The sequence below is a fragment of the Geodermatophilus siccatus genome, from assembly GCF_900103785.1.
GTDB lineage: Bacteria > Actinomycetota > Actinomycetes > Mycobacteriales > Geodermatophilaceae > Geodermatophilus > Geodermatophilus siccatus.
On sequence record NZ_FNHE01000010.1, the window covers coordinates 86,768 to 101,442 of the forward strand.

16 protein-coding genes are annotated in these 14,675 nt (G+C 74.8%); 10 read left to right on the plus strand and 6 right to left on the minus strand.

All coding sequences use genetic code 11. The features are described 5' to 3' along the window. Window positions 1-18: 18 nt before the first annotated feature. Complete coding sequence (ggh, locus tag BLS21_RS18070; protein ID WP_091221650.1) at window positions 19-1,368, plus strand: glucosylglycerate hydrolase; 1,350 nt, start codon at window positions 19-21, stop codon at window positions 1,366-1,368. 140 nt (window positions 1,369-1,508) lie between these two features. On the opposite strand, the gene BLS21_RS18075 is transcribed toward ggh, so the two are convergent. Continuing rightward, window positions 1,509-3,218 carry an alpha-glucosidase gene (locus tag BLS21_RS18075; protein ID WP_091221652.1) on the minus strand — a complete coding sequence of 570 codons (1,710 nt, stop codon included), beginning with the start codon at window positions 3,216-3,218 and terminating at the stop codon, window positions 1,509-1,511. 56 nt (window positions 3,219-3,274) lie between these two features. Here BLS21_RS18075 and BLS21_RS18080 point away from each other — a divergent pair, with 56 nt between their 5' ends. Then, window positions 3,275-4,021, plus strand: coding sequence for an SDR family oxidoreductase (locus BLS21_RS18080; protein ID WP_245700540.1), 747 nt, complete (start codon window positions 3,275-3,277; stop codon window positions 4,019-4,021). On the opposite strand, the gene BLS21_RS18085 is transcribed toward BLS21_RS18080, so the two are convergent. Continuing rightward, window positions 4,022-4,411, minus strand: a complete 390-nt coding sequence (locus BLS21_RS18085; protein WP_091221658.1) for a VOC family protein — start codon at window positions 4,409-4,411, stop codon at window positions 4,022-4,024. A gap of 98 nt (window positions 4,412-4,509) precedes the next feature. On the opposite strand from BLS21_RS18085, the gene BLS21_RS18090 reads away from it, so the two are divergent. Continuing rightward, window positions 4,510-4,887, plus strand: a complete 378-nt coding sequence (locus BLS21_RS18090) for an FKBP-type peptidyl-prolyl cis-trans isomerase (RefSeq protein ID WP_091221660.1) — start codon at window positions 4,510-4,512, stop codon at window positions 4,885-4,887. Window positions 4,888-4,892: 5 nt separating this feature from the next. Here the strand turns inward: BLS21_RS18090 and BLS21_RS18095 are convergent, their stop codons facing one another. Continuing rightward, complete coding sequence (locus BLS21_RS18095) at window positions 4,893-5,288, minus strand: MerR family transcriptional regulator (protein WP_091221663.1); 396 nt, start codon at window positions 5,286-5,288, stop codon at window positions 4,893-4,895. Window positions 5,289-5,355: 67 nt separating this feature from the next. Here BLS21_RS18095 and BLS21_RS18100 point away from each other — a divergent pair, with 67 nt between their 5' ends. From BLS21_RS18100 to BLS21_RS18110, 3 genes are read left to right on the plus strand one after another with little or no spacing between them, the layout of a single operon-like run. Then, window positions 5,356-6,591, plus strand: a complete 1,236-nt coding sequence (locus tag BLS21_RS18100; protein WP_091221665.1) for an MFS transporter — start codon at window positions 5,356-5,358, stop codon at window positions 6,589-6,591. Then, window positions 6,588-7,592, plus strand: a complete 1,005-nt coding sequence (locus tag BLS21_RS18105) for a cation diffusion facilitator family transporter (protein ID WP_091221667.1) — start codon at window positions 6,588-6,590, stop codon at window positions 7,590-7,592. The genes BLS21_RS18100 and BLS21_RS18105 overlap by 4 nt, the downstream gene beginning before the upstream one ends. A gap of 29 nt (window positions 7,593-7,621) precedes the next feature. After that, complete coding sequence (locus BLS21_RS18110) at window positions 7,622-8,290, plus strand: DsbA family oxidoreductase (RefSeq protein WP_175479622.1); 669 nt, start codon at window positions 7,622-7,624, stop codon at window positions 8,288-8,290. A 287-nt stretch (window positions 8,291-8,577) separates the two neighbouring features. On the opposite strand, the gene BLS21_RS18120 is transcribed toward BLS21_RS18110, so the two are convergent. Next, on the minus strand, window positions 8,578-8,820 hold the full coding sequence (locus BLS21_RS18120) for an acyl carrier protein (RefSeq protein ID WP_091221674.1): 243 nt from the start codon (window positions 8,818-8,820) through the stop codon (window positions 8,578-8,580). 77 nt (window positions 8,821-8,897) lie between these two features. Next, on the minus strand, window positions 8,898-9,131 hold the full coding sequence (locus tag BLS21_RS18125) for a hypothetical protein (protein WP_091221676.1): 234 nt from the start codon (window positions 9,129-9,131) through the stop codon (window positions 8,898-8,900). 73 nt (window positions 9,132-9,204) lie between these two features. On the opposite strand from BLS21_RS18125, the gene BLS21_RS18130 reads away from it, so the two are divergent. Both BLS21_RS18130 and BLS21_RS18135 read left to right on the plus strand, forming a co-directional pair. Continuing rightward, window positions 9,205-9,534, plus strand: coding sequence for an ArsR/SmtB family transcription factor (locus tag BLS21_RS18130; protein ID WP_091221679.1), 330 nt, complete (start codon window positions 9,205-9,207; stop codon window positions 9,532-9,534). Continuing rightward, window positions 9,531-10,046: an SRPBCC family protein gene (locus BLS21_RS18135; protein WP_091221681.1), complete on the plus strand. Its 516-nt coding sequence runs from the start codon at window positions 9,531-9,533 to the stop codon at window positions 10,044-10,046. Before BLS21_RS18130 ends, BLS21_RS18135 begins: the two co-directional genes overlap by 4 nt. Before the next feature lie 5 nt (window positions 10,047-10,051). On the opposite strand, the gene BLS21_RS18140 is transcribed toward BLS21_RS18135, so the two are convergent. Next, complete coding sequence (locus BLS21_RS18140; protein ID WP_281241954.1) at window positions 10,052-11,224, minus strand: NADH:flavin oxidoreductase/NADH oxidase; 1,173 nt, start codon at window positions 11,222-11,224, stop codon at window positions 10,052-10,054. Between the two features lie 226 nt (window positions 11,225-11,450). Between BLS21_RS18140 and BLS21_RS18145 the strand changes: the two genes are divergently transcribed. Both BLS21_RS18145 and BLS21_RS18150 read left to right on the plus strand, forming a co-directional pair. After that, a complete protein-coding gene (locus BLS21_RS18145; protein WP_091221684.1) occupies window positions 11,451-13,265 on the plus strand; it encodes a phosphoenolpyruvate carboxykinase (GTP) in 1,815 nt (604 codons plus the stop codon). Between the two features lie 177 nt (window positions 13,266-13,442). Continuing rightward, entirely contained in the window at window positions 13,443-14,657 is a 1,215-nt protein-coding gene (locus tag BLS21_RS18150) for an MFS transporter (RefSeq protein WP_091221687.1), read from the plus strand. The last annotated feature ends 18 nt before the right edge of the window (window positions 14,658-14,675 follow it).

Sequence of the window (14,675 nt, forward strand, 5' to 3'; positions counted from 1 at the left end):
CGAGGGGGTGGGCACCGCGTGACCGCCGTCAGCGACCTCCCGGTCCACCGCGGCGCCGACCTCGTCGCCCGCGCGGCCGCCGTCCTGCGGGCGAACGACACCGGGGTGATGGTGCGGGCCGCTCCCACCCTCTACCCGCACCAGTGGAGCTGGGACGCCGCGTTCGTCTCGGTCGGTCTCGCCCACCTCGACCCGGGCCGGGCGTGCGCGGAGCTGGACCACCTGTTCCGCGGGCAGTGGCGCACCGGGATGCTGCCGCACATCGTCTTCGACCCCGGCGAGACCACCTACTCCCCCGGGCCGGACCGCTGGGGCTGCGCCGAGGTCACCGACGACGCACCGGCCGCCCCCCGGACGAGCGGCATCTGCCAGCCGCCCGTGCACGCCCTGGCCGTGGAGCGGATCGTGGCCCTCGCCGAGCGCCGGGGCCCCGCAGCGGTCGCGCGCGTCCGGGCCTGGCTGCCCGGGGCCTACCGCCGGCTGCTGGCCTGGCACCGGTACCTCGTGCGCGAGCGCGACCCGCTGCGCACCGGGCTGGTCGCCATCCACCACGGGTGGGAGAGCGGGATGGACAACTCCCCGCGGTGGGACGGGCCCTACTCCCGCATCGCCGTCCTCCCCGATCTCCCGCCGTACCGACGCCGGGACACCCGCGTCGTCCGGGACGCCGCCCAGCGCCCGACCCAGCTGGAGTACGACCGGTACCTCTCCGTCGTCGAGGAGCTGCGACGGGCCGGCTACGACGACGCCCGCACCCGCGCGACGGGCGGGTTCCTCGTCACCGACGTCTTCGCCTCGGCCGTCCTCGCCGCGGCGAGCGAGGCGCTGGCGGGGATCGCGCGGTCCCTGGGGGCCGGCGAGGTCGCCGAGCTCGAGGAGCACGCCGAGCGGTTCCGGGCCGGTGTCGCCGGCAGCGAGGACGCCGAGCTGGGGCTGGCCCTGGACACCGACCTGCGGACCGGCGCGCCGCTGCGCGTGGAGACGGTGGCCGGGTTCGCCCCGCTGCTCTGCGGCGGCCTGCGGACGGCGGCCGAGCGCGACATGGTGGCGCTGCTGCGGTCCGAGCGGTGGACCGGGCACCCCGGGCTCCGGCACGCCGTCCTGCCGAGCACCAGCCCCGCCGCGCGGGAGTTCCGGCCCCGCGCGTACTGGCGCGGCCCCAGCTGGCCGGTGGTCACCTGGTTCTTCGTGTGGATGCTGGAGCGGCGCGGCCGGCCGGACGTCGCCGCCCCGCTGCGCCGCGCCCTGCTCGACGAGCTGGCGGAGGGCTCGTTCGCCGAGTACCACGAGCCGCTCACCGGGGAGCCGCTCGGCAGCGCCGCCCAGTCCTGGACCGCGGCCGCGGCGCTGGACCTGCTGCTCGGCTGACGAAGGACCCCGTCCTCCCCACCCCTCGCAGGCTAGGCGGAAGGACCCTCCTGCCCGCCGCCACTCGCAGGCGCGCGGCGGGACCCTGCAGGAGGGCCGCCGGGACGGGGCCGCGCGGGGACGTGAGCCCGGCCGCTGGGTCAGCGGGGCCGCAGCACCCGGGCCTCCCACGGCCGCAGGACGACGGGGTCGCCCCCGTCGGCCAGGTTGCCCAGCACCAGCTCCGCGCCGACCGCCTCGGGCAGCAGCTCGTCCAGCGGGTGGGTCGAGGAGCCGAGGTTGCAGACGACGAGCAGCGTCGCGCCGTCCAGGCTGCGGGTGAAGGCGTACAGCTCGTCGTGCTCGGGCAGCAGCATGGTGAAGTCGCCGAGCGCCACCACCGGGTCGTCGTGCCGCAGCGCGATCAGCCGCCGGTGGTGGGCGAACACCGAGGTGGGGTCGGCGCGCTGCGCCTGCGCGTTCCACCCGGTGGAGTCGGGGTTGACCGCGATCCACGGGGTCCCGGTGGTGAAGCCGGCGTTCGGCGAGTCGTCCCACTGCACCGGCGTCCGCGCGTTGTCCCGGCTCATCGTGCGCAGCGCGGCCAGCACGGTCCCCGGGTCCTCGCCGTGCGCCACCGCCTGCGCGAAGTGGTTGAGCGACTCGACGTCCCGGAAGTCGTCGACGCCGTCGAACGGGGCGTTGGCCATCCCGAGCTCCTCGCCCTGGTAGACGTAGGGCGTCCCGCGGTGCAGGTGCAGCAGGGTGGCCAGGCAGGTCGCGGAGTCCCGCCGGTACCGCGGCGAGTCGTCGCCGAAGCGCGAGACCGCCCGCGGCTGGTCGTGGTTGCCCCAGTAGAGGGAGTTCCAGCCGACGTCGGCCAGCCCCGCCTGCCAGCGGCCGAAGGAGGCCTTGAGGTCGCGCAACCGCAGCGGCCGCGGGCGCCACTTGGACTCGTCGAAGTCCAGGCCCACGTGCTCGAACTGGAACACCATGTCCACCTCGGCCCGCGCCGGGTCGGTGAACAGCCGGGCCTGCTCCACCGTCACGCCCGGCATCTCGCCCACCGTGAGCAGCCGGTCGGACCGCCCGGCGAACACCTCGCGGTGCATCTCCTGCAGGAACTCGTGGATCCGCGGCCCGCACAGGAAGGACGCCGTCCCGTCGCCGTAGGGCAGGCCCGGCAGCGGGGGTCCGTCGCGCAGCGAGCCGTCCGGGGCGACGTCCTTGCTGATCATGTTGATGACGTCCATGCGGAAGCCGTCGACGCCGCGGTCGAGCCAGTCCCGCATCATCGCGTACACCGCCTGGCGGACCTCCGGGTTCTCCCAGTTCAGGTCCGGCTGCTCGCGCGCGAACAGGTGCAGGTAGTACTCGCCGCTGGCCTCGTCGAGCTCCCAGGTGGGTCCGGAGAAGTACGAGTGCCAGTTGGTCGGCTCGGCGCCGGGCTGCCCCGCCGTCAGGCCCGGGCGCGGCGGCCGCCACCAGTACCAGTCGCGCTTGGGAGACGTCCGGGACGCCCTGCTCTCCTCGAACCACGGGTGCTGGTCGCTGGTGTGGTTCACCACCAGGTCCATCACCAGCTTGATCCCCCGCTCGTGCAGGGCGGCGATGAGCTCGTCGAGCTGCGCCAGCGAGCCGAACAGCGGGTCGACGTCGGTGTAGTCGCTGATGTCGTAGCCGTTGTCGGCCTGCGGCGAGGGGTAGATCGGCGAGAGCCAGACGACGTCGACGCCCAGGTCGGCGAGGTGGTCGACGCGCTGCAGGACCCCGCCGAGGTCGCCGATCCCGTCGCCGTCGGAGTCCTGGAACGAGCGCGGGTAGACCTGGTAGACGACGGCACGGGTCCACCAGGGGGGATCGACGGGCATGCGCCCAGCCCAGCACGGCGTGCGGCGTCCCGCACCCGCTCCGCTACGGTCCGACCGTGCCCCCTGGTGTGGTGCTCGTGACCGGCGGCAGCCGCGGCATCGGCGCGGCGACCGCGCGCGCCGCGGCGGCGGCCGGGTGGTCGGTCGCGCTCACCTACCGGGACGACGGGGCCGCGGCCGCCGCCGTCGTGGGCGGCATCGAGGCCGCCGGCGGGACCGCGTGCGCCGTCCGCGCCGACGTCTCGGTCGAGGACGACGTCCTGGCCGCCTTCGCCGCCGCCGAGGGCCTGGGCCCGGTGACCGGGCTGGTGGCCAACGCCGGGATCGTGGGCCGGCGGGCGCGGGTCGACGAGCTGACCGCCGAGCGGGTGCAGCGCATGCTGGCGGTCAACGTGCTGGGCACCGTCCTGTGCTGCCGGGAGGCGGTGCGGCGGATGTCCACCCGGTACGGCGGCTCCGGCGGGTCGATCGTGCTGGTCTCCTCGGCCGCCAGCCGGCTGGGCTCACCCGGGGAGTACGTCGACTACGCGGCCAGCAAGGGCGCGGTCGACACCCTCGGCGTCGGGCTGGCCCGCGAGGTCGCCGGCGAGGGGGTCCGGGTCAACGTCGTGCGGCCCGGGATCATCGAGACGGAGATCCACGCCAGCGGCGGCCAGCCCGACCGGGTCGCGCGGGTGGGGCCGACCGTGCCGATGGGCCGGGCCGGTCTGCCCGAGGAGGTCGCGGCGGCCGTGCTGTGGCTGCTGGGTGACAGCGCGGGCTACTGCACCGGCAGCCTGCTCGACGTCGCCGGCGGCCGCTGATCAGCCCTCCGGGGGCGTGTGGTGGACGGCCTCCACGTTGTTGCCGTCGGGGTCGCGGAGGAACACGCCGTAGTAGCCGGGGTGGTACTCGGGCCAGACCCGCGGCTCGTGCAGCACCTCGGCACCCCGCTCCCGGGCCAGCGCGAACACCTCGTCCACCGCCGCCCGCGACGGCGCGCGCAACGCCAGGTGCACCGGCCGCTCGGTGCCCTCGGCCAGCGGGCTCAGCCACAGCTGCGGGAACCCGTCGGGCCCGCACATCCCCACGACGGGACCGCCCGGCGTCTCGTACCGCATCGCCTCGCGCAGGCCCGCCGGCGCGAACACGGTGGTGTAGAAGGCCACGGCGGCCGGGACGTCGGCGCACTGCAGCCCCAGGTGGTCGATCACGCCGCCGGACCGTAGCCCGCCCGGCGACCCGGCGGAACCGCTGTTTGGATGGGGGACGACCGTCGGGACCCACCCGGCACCGACCCCCAGGAGAACCGATGGCCGAGCCCACCCGCCCCGACGTCGAGCCGCCGACCGGTCCCGCGCCCGACGACCTGGTGATCGAGGAGATCACCGTGGGGGACGGCCCCGAGGCGAAGGCCGGGGACCTGGTCAGCGCGCACTACGTCGGCGTCACCCACGACGGCGGCGAGCAGTTCGACGCCTCCTGGGACCGCGGCGACCCGCTGGAGTTCCGCCTCGGCGTCGGCATGGTCATCCAGGGCTGGGACGAGGGCATCCAGGGGATGCGGGTCGGCGGACGGCGCCGGCTGACCATCCCGCCGCACAAGGCCTACGGCGACCGCGGCGCGGGCGGGGTCATCAAGCCCGGCGCGACCCTCGTCTTCGTCGTCGACCTCGTCGGGGTGCGCTAGCAGGGTCAGGCGGCGGTGCCGTCCGGCTCGGCCTCGACGACGGTCACCGTCGCCAGGTACCGCCGGACGGCGTCGCGGCTGCGGGCCAGGCAGGTGAGCCGGTCCTCCAGCCGCACCAGCTCGCCGCGCAGCTGCGTCGCGAACGTGGCGGTGCAGGTCGCCGTCCAGCCGGCCGCGGCCGGCCCGCCGTCCAGGCCCATGTCGAGCACGGCCCGGACGAACCGGGTGGGCAGACCCGCGTCGAGCAGGGCGCGGACCTGCCGCACCCGGTCGACGTCGGCCTCGCCGTACTCGCGGTAGCCGTTCGCCGACCGCGTGGGCGTCACCAGGTGCTGCTCCTCGTAGTAGCGCAGCATCCGGGTGCTCACACCGGTGCACCCGGCCAGCTCGCCGATCCTCATCCCGCCCTCCTCCGCGACGGTCCGTGGGCTTGACCTTCACACCGGTGTCAAGGTCGAGCATCCGCTCATGGCCTGTGACACCACCCCGGTCCCCGTCCCGGCGGCGGCGCTCCCCGGCGCCGCCTGCGCTCCGCCGCAGCGGACGCTGACCGCGCTCACCGCCGCCGCGTTCGCCACGGTCACCATCGAGCTCAGCCCCACCGGCCTGCTGCCGGTGATCGCTGCCGACCTCGCGGTGAGCCCGTCGGCCGCCGGGTCCCTCGTGGCCACCTGGGCGGTCACCCTGGCCGCGACCAGCCTCGCGCTGGTGCGGGCCACCCGCCGCCTGCCCCGGCAGCGGGTCCTCGCCGTGGCGCTGCTCGTGTGCGGCGCAGCGACGCTGGCCACCGCCGCGGCGCCGTCGCTGGGCGCCGCCGTCGTCGCCCGGGTGGTCGGCGCGGCCGCCCACGGCCTGGTGTGGGCGCTGCTGGTCCCGCACGTCGCGGATCTCGTGCCCCCCGAGCGGCTGGGGCGCGCGGTGTCCACGGTGCTGGTCGGGCCGACGGCGGCGAGCGTGCTCGGCGTCCCGGTCGCTGCGTCGCTGGGCGGGGTGCTCGGTTGGAGGTGGACGCTCGCGCTCCTGGCCGCGCTCACCCTGCCACCGGCGCTGGTGCTGGTCCGCGGCCGCACGGTCCGGCGGGACGGGGCGGGCACGGCCGCCGGGGCCTGGTGGCGGCACCCCAGCGCGCGGCCGGTGCTGCGCACCGCGGGTGGTACCGCGGCGCTGCTCGCGGGCCACTTCGCGGCGGCCACCTACCTGGCGGTCCTCGTGACCGACGGCGCCGGGCTACCCGGCGGCGCCGTCCCTGCGGTGCTGTTCGTGTTCGGCCTGGCCGGTGTCCTGGGCCTCGCCGTCGCCGGACCGCTGTCGGACCGCCGGCCCGCCACCGCGCTGCCCGCCGTCGCGGTCGCCTTCGCCGCCGGGCTCGCGGCACTGCTGCTGGTCGGGACGCACCCCGCCGTCGCGGTCACCCTGGTCGCGATCTGGGGCGTGCTCATCGGGCTGCTGCCGCCGGTGTTCCAGACCCGCGTGACCCGGATCGCCGCGCCGGAGATCCGCGACGTCGCCGGCGCGGTCGCGATCACGGCCCTCAACGTGGGCATCGCCGCCGGCGCGGCCCTCGGCGGCCTCGTGCTGGCCCGATCCGGGCCGACCGGGTTGGTGCTCGCGGCGGCCGGTGCGGCTGCGGCCGGTGCCCTGGTGCTGCTGGTGCGGAGGCCGGCGGTTGCACCGGGCAACGACGGGGCACGGGAGGCGCCATGACCGAGCCGGGACCGACCCGCGACCACGCCCTGGCGGAGGAGGCGGCCGGTGCGTCCGGCGGCGGGGAGTCGACCGGCACCGTCGTCGTCGCCGGGCTGGCCAACCTGGGCATCGCCGTCGCCAAGCTCGTCGGCGGTCTGCTCAGCCACTCCTCGGCGATGCTGTCGGAGGCGGCGCACTCGCTCGCCGACACGATCACCGAGGTGCTGCTGTTCGTCGCGCTCAAGCGCGGCAACCGGGCGCCGGACGCCCGGCACCCGGTGGGCTACGGCCGGGAGACCTACTTCTGGGCACTGCTGGCCTGCCTGGCCACCTTCACCCTCGGCGCGGGCTTCTCCTTCTACCAGGGCGTCACGACCGTCGTCGGGGGTGAGGAGCAGGGCGACCCGCTGGTGGCCTACGTCGTCCTGGCGGTGTCCTTCGTCCTCGAGGGCACCTCGCTGCTCAAGGCCGTCCGCCAGGTGCGCGGCTCGGCCCGCCGGTGGGGGACGACGCCCCGCCGCTACCTCGCCGCCACCACCGACACCACGGTCAAGGCGGTGACCTTCGAGGACAGCGCCGCCCTGGTCGGCCTCGTGCTCGCCGCGCTGGGCCTGTTCCTCGAGCAGGTCACCGGCAGCGCCACCTGGGACGGCCTCGCGGCGCTCGCCATCGGCGTCCTCCTGCTGCTGGTCGCCGGGTCGCTGGCGCGGGCCAACGTCTCGCTGCTCATCGGCCAGTCGCTGCCCCGCCGGCTCGAGGACCAGTTGCGCGCCGAGGTCGCCGGCCTCGACCAGGTCGTCGACGTCCCGGTCCTGCTCACCACCGTGATCGGGCCCGGTCAGGTCATCGTCTCGGCCAAGGTCGACTTCGCCGACGAGGTGACCGTCGCCGACATCGAGCGCGCCTCCGACGAGGCCGAGCGGCGGTTGGTCGCCAGGTACCCGGGGGTGCGCTACGTCTTCCTCGACCCCACGCCCGGGGACGGCCGGGCGCGGGCGGGAGCGCACCGGCCGGAATGAGCCGGGCGGGCGTGCAGTTGGTGCGCTCCGTGCGCATCGAGGTCTGGTCCGACGTCGTCTGTCCGTGGTGCTACATCGGCAAGCGCCGGCTGGAGGCCGCGCTCGAGCGGTTCCCGCACCGCGACGAGGTCGAGGTCGTCTGGCGCTCCTTCCAGCTGGACGCGGGCACCCCCGAGGGCGAGACCCACGCGACCCTCCCGGCGCTGGCCGCCAAGTTCGGCCGCCCGGTCGAGGACGTGCGCGGGATGATGCGGCACGTCGAGGAGACCGCCGCCGGTGAGGGCCTGCGCTACGACCTGGCGAGCGGTGTCAGCGGCAACACGCTGCTGGCCCACGAGCTCATCCACCTGGCCGCCGAGCGCGGGCTGCAGGGTGCGGTGAAGGAGCGGCTGCTGCACGCGCACTTCGAGGAGGGGCGCTCGGTCTTCGACGTCGACTCCCTCGCTGCGCTGGCAGGGGAGGTCGGCCTGGACGAGACCGAGGTGCGCGCCGCGCTCGTCGACCACCGGTACCGGCCCGCCGTCCTCGACGACATCCGCACCGCGCGGGAGCTCGGCGCGACCGGTGTCCCCTTCTTCGTCGTCGACCGCAGGTACGGCGCCGCCGGCGCCCAGCCCGCCGACCTGCTGCTGCACGTGCTCGAGCAGGCGTGGGCCGACACCGCGCGGTCAGGTCAGCAGGTCGCAGGCCGCCCGTAGCGCCCGCTCGGCGTCGGCTGCCATCTCCCGGACGACGTCGGCCGCGGGCCGTTCGCCGGTGACCGGCCCGGCCGGCTCCCCGGCGTGGAGCGGCGCTGCGGAGACGTCGCCAGCGCCCAGGCCATGAGGCCGATCCGAGGGGGACGGCACGTGCGCGCGCACTGCCGGCCACACCGGCCATCGGGGCTCCGACGACCGGTGCGGCCAGCGTGAACGTGCGGGCCAGCGGCGTGCGGATCACACCGCCACCGTGCCCGCCGGGTCCGTCCCGGGACGGGGCCCTCGCGCTACTGGGTGGCGGGTCCGCCCTGCTCGGTCCCGGAGATCTGCCGCAGGAACTCGTGGCAGCGCCGCGCCCGCGCGGAGTCCTGCTCCATGACCTCGCGGAAGAACGACGCGATGTCCTGCAGCCCGGCGTTCTCCGCGTCACGGACGTACTGGCCGTAGTCGTGCCCGGCCTTGAGCGAGTGGTACTGCACCGAGATGAGGTCGTAGGTGACGTCCTCGAAGCCGGTCTCACCGGTGGCCATGGTGGTCCTCCTCCTCGCTGAGGGACTGGGGCCCGAGGGTTGCCCGGCCGACGAGTCCTGAAACGGACCGCCCCGTCTCAGTCGCGTGGCGCCTCGGAGAACGCGCCGCCGGTCACGTCGCCGCCGCCGGCGTCGTCGGCCGCGTCCCGGCCGGCGGCCAGGCCCTGCTCGGCCAGTTCGTCCTCGCCGGTCGAGACGGCGTCGTCCTCGGTGGAGGCGAGGTCCTCGCCCTGCCCCAGGGCGCCGGGGTCGGCCTGCAGGGTGCGCGGGTCGTTGAGCGGGTCGGGGACGTCCGGGTCGGTGACGGTCATGGCCTCCCCGTGCCCGGCCGGTCGGCGCGCCAACCCCTGGCCTAACGCGTAACACTTGTGTTACACATTGCCCGTGGAGGCGCTCGCGGCGCTCGCCGACCCGACCCGGCGCGAACTGGTCGCCCTGCTGGCGCGGGGCGAGCTCGCGGCGGGGGAGCTCGCGGAGCGGTTCCCGGTGAGCCGCCCGGCGATCAGCCGGCACCTGCGCGTGCTGCGCGAGGCCGGCCTGGTCCGCAGCCGGGTGGAGGGGCGCCGGCGGCTCTACGCGCTCGACCCGCGCCCGCTGCGGGAGCTGGACGACTGGCTGGCGCCCTACCGCGACCTGTGGGCCCAGCGGTTCGACGCACTGGACACCGAGATCGCCCGCGGCCGGCGGGCCCGGAGGAGCGGAGACACCCCATGACCGTGCAGGACGCGATGGCCCGCCGCGGCGTCGTCACCACCGAGGCCGACGGCCGGCAGCGCCTGGAGTTCCACCGCTCCTGGCCCGACCCGGTCGAGGACGTGTGGTCGGCGCTCACCGAGCCCGACCGGATGGCCCGCTGGATCGGCACCTACGACGGCGAGCGCGCCCCCGGCGGCACCGGCACCTTCACGATGACCCACGAGCAGGAGCCGGTCGGCGAGGTGATGACGGTCGTCGACTGCGAGCCGCCGCGGCGCCTCGTCGTCTCCTGGGTGGGCCAGGACGACTGGACCGTCGAGCTGGACCTGTGGCGCGAGGACGGCCGGACGGTCCTGCGCTTCCGCCAGGTCTTCGCCGCGGACGCGGACGTCGCCGACTTCGCCGCCGGCTGGCACTGGTACCTGGACAAGCTCGACGCCGAGGTCGGCGGGCGCCCCGTCCCGAGGGACTGGGACGCCTTCGCCGCCGACGTCGCCGCGCCGGTCTACGGGATGTCGACCGGATCCTGAGCCGATCAGCTCGGGCCGGTCGTCTGCACCGGGTCGGGCCCGGTCCACGGGCCGAGCGTGGTGAGCAGCCGGTCGCGCGCGGCCAGCCGCGGCCCGGCCTGGACGGGGTAGGCGTCGTACCCGGCCGTGAGCTCCCGGGCGGCGTGGACGGCGAAGTTCGGGTCGTCCTGGGCCTCCCGGGCGACCGCGACCAGGTCGGCCGAGCCGCCGGCGACGACCGCCTCGGCCTGGCGGGCGTCCACGATGAGCCCGACGGCCATCGTGGCGACGCCGGCCTCGGCACGCACCCGGGCCGCGAAGGGCACCTGGTAGCCGTAGCCGACGGGGTGCTGCCAGCCGCCGCCCAGCCCGCCGCCGGAGGTGTCGACCACGTCCACCCCGCGGGCGGCCAGCTCCCGGGCGAACGCCACGGTGTCCTCGAGGGTCACCCCGTCGGACGAGCCGTCGACCGAGGAGACCCGCACGAACAGCGGCCGGTCCTCGGGCCACGCCGCTCGCACCGCCTCGACGACCTCGAGCGGGAAGCGCATCCGGGCCTCCGGCGAGCCGCCGTAGCCGTCCTCGCGCCGGTTGGTGAGCGGGGAGAGGAACTGGTTGAGCAGGTAGCCGTGCGCCGCGTGCACCTCGACGACGTCGAAGCCGGCGGCCAGGGCCCGCCGGGTCGCCGCGGCGAACGCGTCGCGGATCCCGGCCATCTCCTCGACGGTCAGGGCGTGCGGCTCCGGCCAGCCCGGGCCCACGGGGACGGCGCTGGCCGACACGGTCGGCCACGGCTGCTCGCCGGGGCGGGCGCTCTCCTCGGTCACCGGGCCGGTGCCGTCCCACGGCCGCAGGCTGCTGGCCTTGCCGCCGGCGTGCGCCAGCTGGACGCCGGCCCGCGCGCCGGAGGCGTGCAGGAAGTCGACCACGCGGGCCAGTCCGGGCACGTGCGCGTCGGACCACAGCCCGACGTCCCCGTGGCTGATCCGGCCGTCGGCGGTGACCGCGGTGGCCTCGACCAGCACCAGCCCGAAGCCGCCGAGGGCGAAGCGGCCGAGGTGGACCAGGTGGTAGTCGCCGACGAGGCCGTCGGTCACCGAGTACTGGCACATCGGGGCCACGACCAGCCGGTTCGGCAGGGTCACCCCGCGGAGGGTCAGCGGTGTGAGCAGGGCGGGGCGGATCGGTGCGGTGTCCACGGACCAGGCCAACGCCCGTCCCCACCAGGGACTTCCGGCCCACGAGGTAGACGTCTTATACGTAACATCTCTCACGGTTACAGTGGACGTCCCCGCCGTTAGGCTGTCCGGAACCGGAACCCCACCGGTACCCGTGGCGCCCCGGCGGCCCGGACGACAGCTGAGCAGGACGGAAACACCAGCGCCGGCGGCAATCACCCCGGTGTACCCAGAGGATGGAGACGCCGTGACTTCTGTGGCCACCCCCGGTCTCGACAACGCCCCGACCACCCACGCCCGGCTGCTGGCCTGGGTGCGCGAGATGGCCGAGCTGACCACCCCGGACCGGGTCGTGTGGGTCGACGGCAGCGACGAGGAGTGGGAGCGGCTCACCCAGCAGCTGGTCGACGCGGGGACCTTCACCCGCCTGGAGAAGAAGCCCAACTCCTTCTGGTGCGCCTCCGACCCCAGCGACGTCGCGCGCGTCGAGGACCGCACCTTCATCTGCTCGGTCGACGAGGCCGACGCCGGTCCCACCAACAACTGGATGGACCCGGGCGAGATGAAGTCGATCATGACGGAGCTGTACCGCGGGTGCATGCGCGGCCGGACGATGTACGTCATCCCCTTCTGCATGGGTCCGGTCGAGGCCGAGAACCCGATGTTCGGCGTCGAGCTGACCGACTCCGAGTACGTCGTCGTCTCGATGCGGGTCATGGCCCGCATCGGCAGCGCGATCCTCGAGGCGATGGGTGAGGACCGGCCGTTCGTGCCGGCGATGCACTCCCTGGGCGCCCCGCTCGACGAGGGCCAGCAGGACGTGCCCTGGCCCTGCAGCGAGACCAAGTACATCGTGCACTTCCCCGAGGAGCGCATGATCTGGTCGTACGGCTCGGGCTACGGCGGCAACGCCCTGCTGGGCAAGAAGTGCTACTCGCTGCGCATCGCCTCGGTGATGGCCCGCGACGAGGGCTGGCTCGCCGAGCACATGCTGATCCTCAAGCTGACCAGCCCCCAGCAGAAGACCTACTACATCGCCGCGGCGTTCCCCTCGGCCTGCGGCAAGACCAACCTGGCGATGCTCGAGCCGACCATCCCCGGGTGGAAGGTCGAGACCCTCGGCGACGACATCGCCTGGATGCGCTTCGGCGAGGACGGCCGGCTCTACGCGCTCAACCCCGAGTTCGGCCTCTTCGGCGTCGCCCCGGGCACCGGCTGGGACACCAACCCCAACGCGATGCGCACCATCGACAAGGGCAACTCGGTGTTCACCAACGTCGCGCTCACCGACGACGGCGACATCTGGTGGGAGGGCATGACCGAGGAGCCCCCGGCCCACCTGACCAGCTGGAAGAAGCAGGACTGGACGCCGGGGAGCGACGAGCCCTCCAGCCACCCGAACAGCCGCTTCTGCACGCCGATCACCCAGTGCCCGATCCTGGCGCCGGAGTACACCGACCCGAAGGGCGTGCCGATCTCGGCGATCCTCTTCGGCGGCCGCCGCAAGACCACCATCCCGCTCGTCACCGAGGCCCGGGACTGGAACCACGGCGTGTTCATGGGCGCCACGCTGTCCTCGGAGACGACGGCCGCGGCCACCGGCGCCGTCGGCGTCGTCCGCCGCGACCCGTTCGCGATGCTGCCCTTCATCGGCTACAACGCCGGTGACTACTTCGGCCACTGGGTCGAGACCGGCAAGCAGCACGACGCCACCAAGCTGCCGAAGATCTTCTACGTCAACTGGTTCCGCCGCGACGAGGACGGCGGCTTCCTGTGGCCGGGCTTCGGTGAGAACAGCCGGGTCCTGAAGTGGGTCGTCGAGCGGCTCGAGGGCACCGCGGCGGCCGAGGAGACCGCGGTCGGCCACGTGCCGACGCCTGACTCACTGGACGTCTCCGGGCTGGACATGACCCGCGAGCAGGTGGAGAAGGCCCTCGCCGTGGACAAGGACGAGTGGCGCGCCGAGGTCCCGCAGATCACCGAGTGGTTCCAGAAGTTCGGCGACAAGCTCCCCAGCACCATGTGGGACGAGCTCGCCATCCTGGAGCACCGACTCGCCTGAGGGAGCACCGCCCTGCAGGGCCCCGCACCGGTCAACGGCGACCGGTGCGGGGCCCTGCGCCGTCCCGGGGTCGGGCGCGCTGCACCGGCACGAGCACCGCCGGGCCGCGGTCGCGTGGGTCCGTTAGCGTGGGTCGTACCGGCGCCCCTCTCACCTGAGACGACAGGTCACCTCCCCGTGCCCAACCCCTACCTGCACGTGCTGCGCACGCCGCACGCGCGGCCGATGGTGCTGGCCGCCTTCATCGGCCGCCTGCCGCTGTCGATGGTCGGACTCGGCTCTGTGCTGCTCATCGCCTCGGAGACCGGCAGCTACGGGCTCGGCGGAGCGGTCGCCGCGACCGGGGCCGTCACCACGGCCGTCTCCGGGCCGCTGCTCGGCCGCTGGGCCGACACCCACGGCCAGCGCCGCACGCTGCTGCCGGTGCTCGCCGTCTTCATCGCCGCGGGCTGCGTGTTCCTGCCCGCGGTCAAGGAGGACTGGCCCCGCTGGATCCTGTTCGCCTCGGCCGGGCTGGCCGGCGCCTGCATCCCGCCGGTGGCCTCGATGATCCGGGTGCGCTGGACCCACCTGCTGCGCGGCACGCACCGGCTGCCGGCCGCGCTGGCGATGGAGTCGGTGGTCGACGAGTTCGTCTTCATCGTCGGCCCGGTGCTGGTCACCTTCCTGTCCACCACCGGGCACGCCACGTCCGGGGTGGTCACCGCGTTCGTCTTCGCCGTCATCGGCAGCCTGCTGTTCGCCGCCCAGACCCGCACCGAGCCGCCACCGCACGGGCACGCGGCTCGCAGCGGCCCGTCGGCGATCCGCACAGCCGGCATCCGGGTGCTCTTCGTCGTCGGCGCCGCCGTGGGCGCGGTCCTGGGCACCCTGGAGATCGCGCTGGTGGCCTTCGCCGACGAACGCGGCGCCATGGCGCTGTCCGGCGTCCTCATCGCCGCCCTCGCGGTCGGGTCCATGGCCAGCGGCATCGGGTGGGGCAGCGTGCACTGGCGGCACCCCCTGCGGCACCGGCTGGTCGTCGTCCTGGGGGTGCTGACCGTGCTGAGCCTGCCGCTGGCGCTGGTGGGCGACGTGTGGGTGATGATCCCGTTCGTGGTGCTCGCCGGGCTGGCCGTCTCGCCGTCCCTGATCAGCTCGTTCACGCTGGCCGAGGTCCTGGTGCCGCGCTCGGCGACCACCGAGGCCTTCACCTGGATCGGCACGGCGCTCGGCCTGGGCGTCGCGGTGGGCTCCTCGGCGGCCGGCAAGCTGGTCGACACGGTCGGGGCCAACAGCGCGTTCCTGGTGGCCACCCTCGCCGCGGCGATCGCCACGGTGGTGGTCGCGGCCACCCAGCGGCTGCTGCACGTGCCGGCCGAGCACGCCGCCGAGCCGGCGATGGCCCGCTGACGTCGGTCACGATGACCC

Coding starts and splice junctions, on each gene's coding strand:
- BLS21_RS18125 (WP_091221676.1), bottom strand. CDS start 9,131: ATGACCGTCACCGACCCGGACGTCCCCGACCCGCTCAACGACCCGCGC.
- BLS21_RS18135 (WP_091221681.1), top strand. CDS start 9,531: ATGACCGTGCAGGACGCGATGGCCCGCCGCGGCGTCGTCACCACCGAG.
- BLS21_RS18120 (WP_091221674.1), bottom strand. CDS start 8,820: ATGGCCACCGGTGAGACCGGCTTCGAGGACGTCACCTACGACCTCATC.
- BLS21_RS18095 (WP_091221663.1), bottom strand. CDS start 5,288: ATGAGGATCGGCGAGCTGGCCGGGTGCACCGGTGTGAGCACCCGGATG.
- BLS21_RS18105 (WP_091221667.1), top strand. CDS start 6,588: ATGACCGAGCCGGGACCGACCCGCGACCACGCCCTGGCGGAGGAGGCG.
- BLS21_RS18090 (WP_091221660.1), top strand. CDS start 4,510: ATGGCCGAGCCCACCCGCCCCGACGTCGAGCCGCCGACCGGTCCCGCG.
- BLS21_RS18075 (WP_091221652.1), bottom strand. CDS start 3,218: ATGCCCGTCGATCCCCCCTGGTGGACCCGTGCCGTCGTCTACCAGGTC.
- BLS21_RS18100 (WP_091221665.1), top strand. CDS start 5,356: ATGGCCTGTGACACCACCCCGGTCCCCGTCCCGGCGGCGGCGCTCCCC.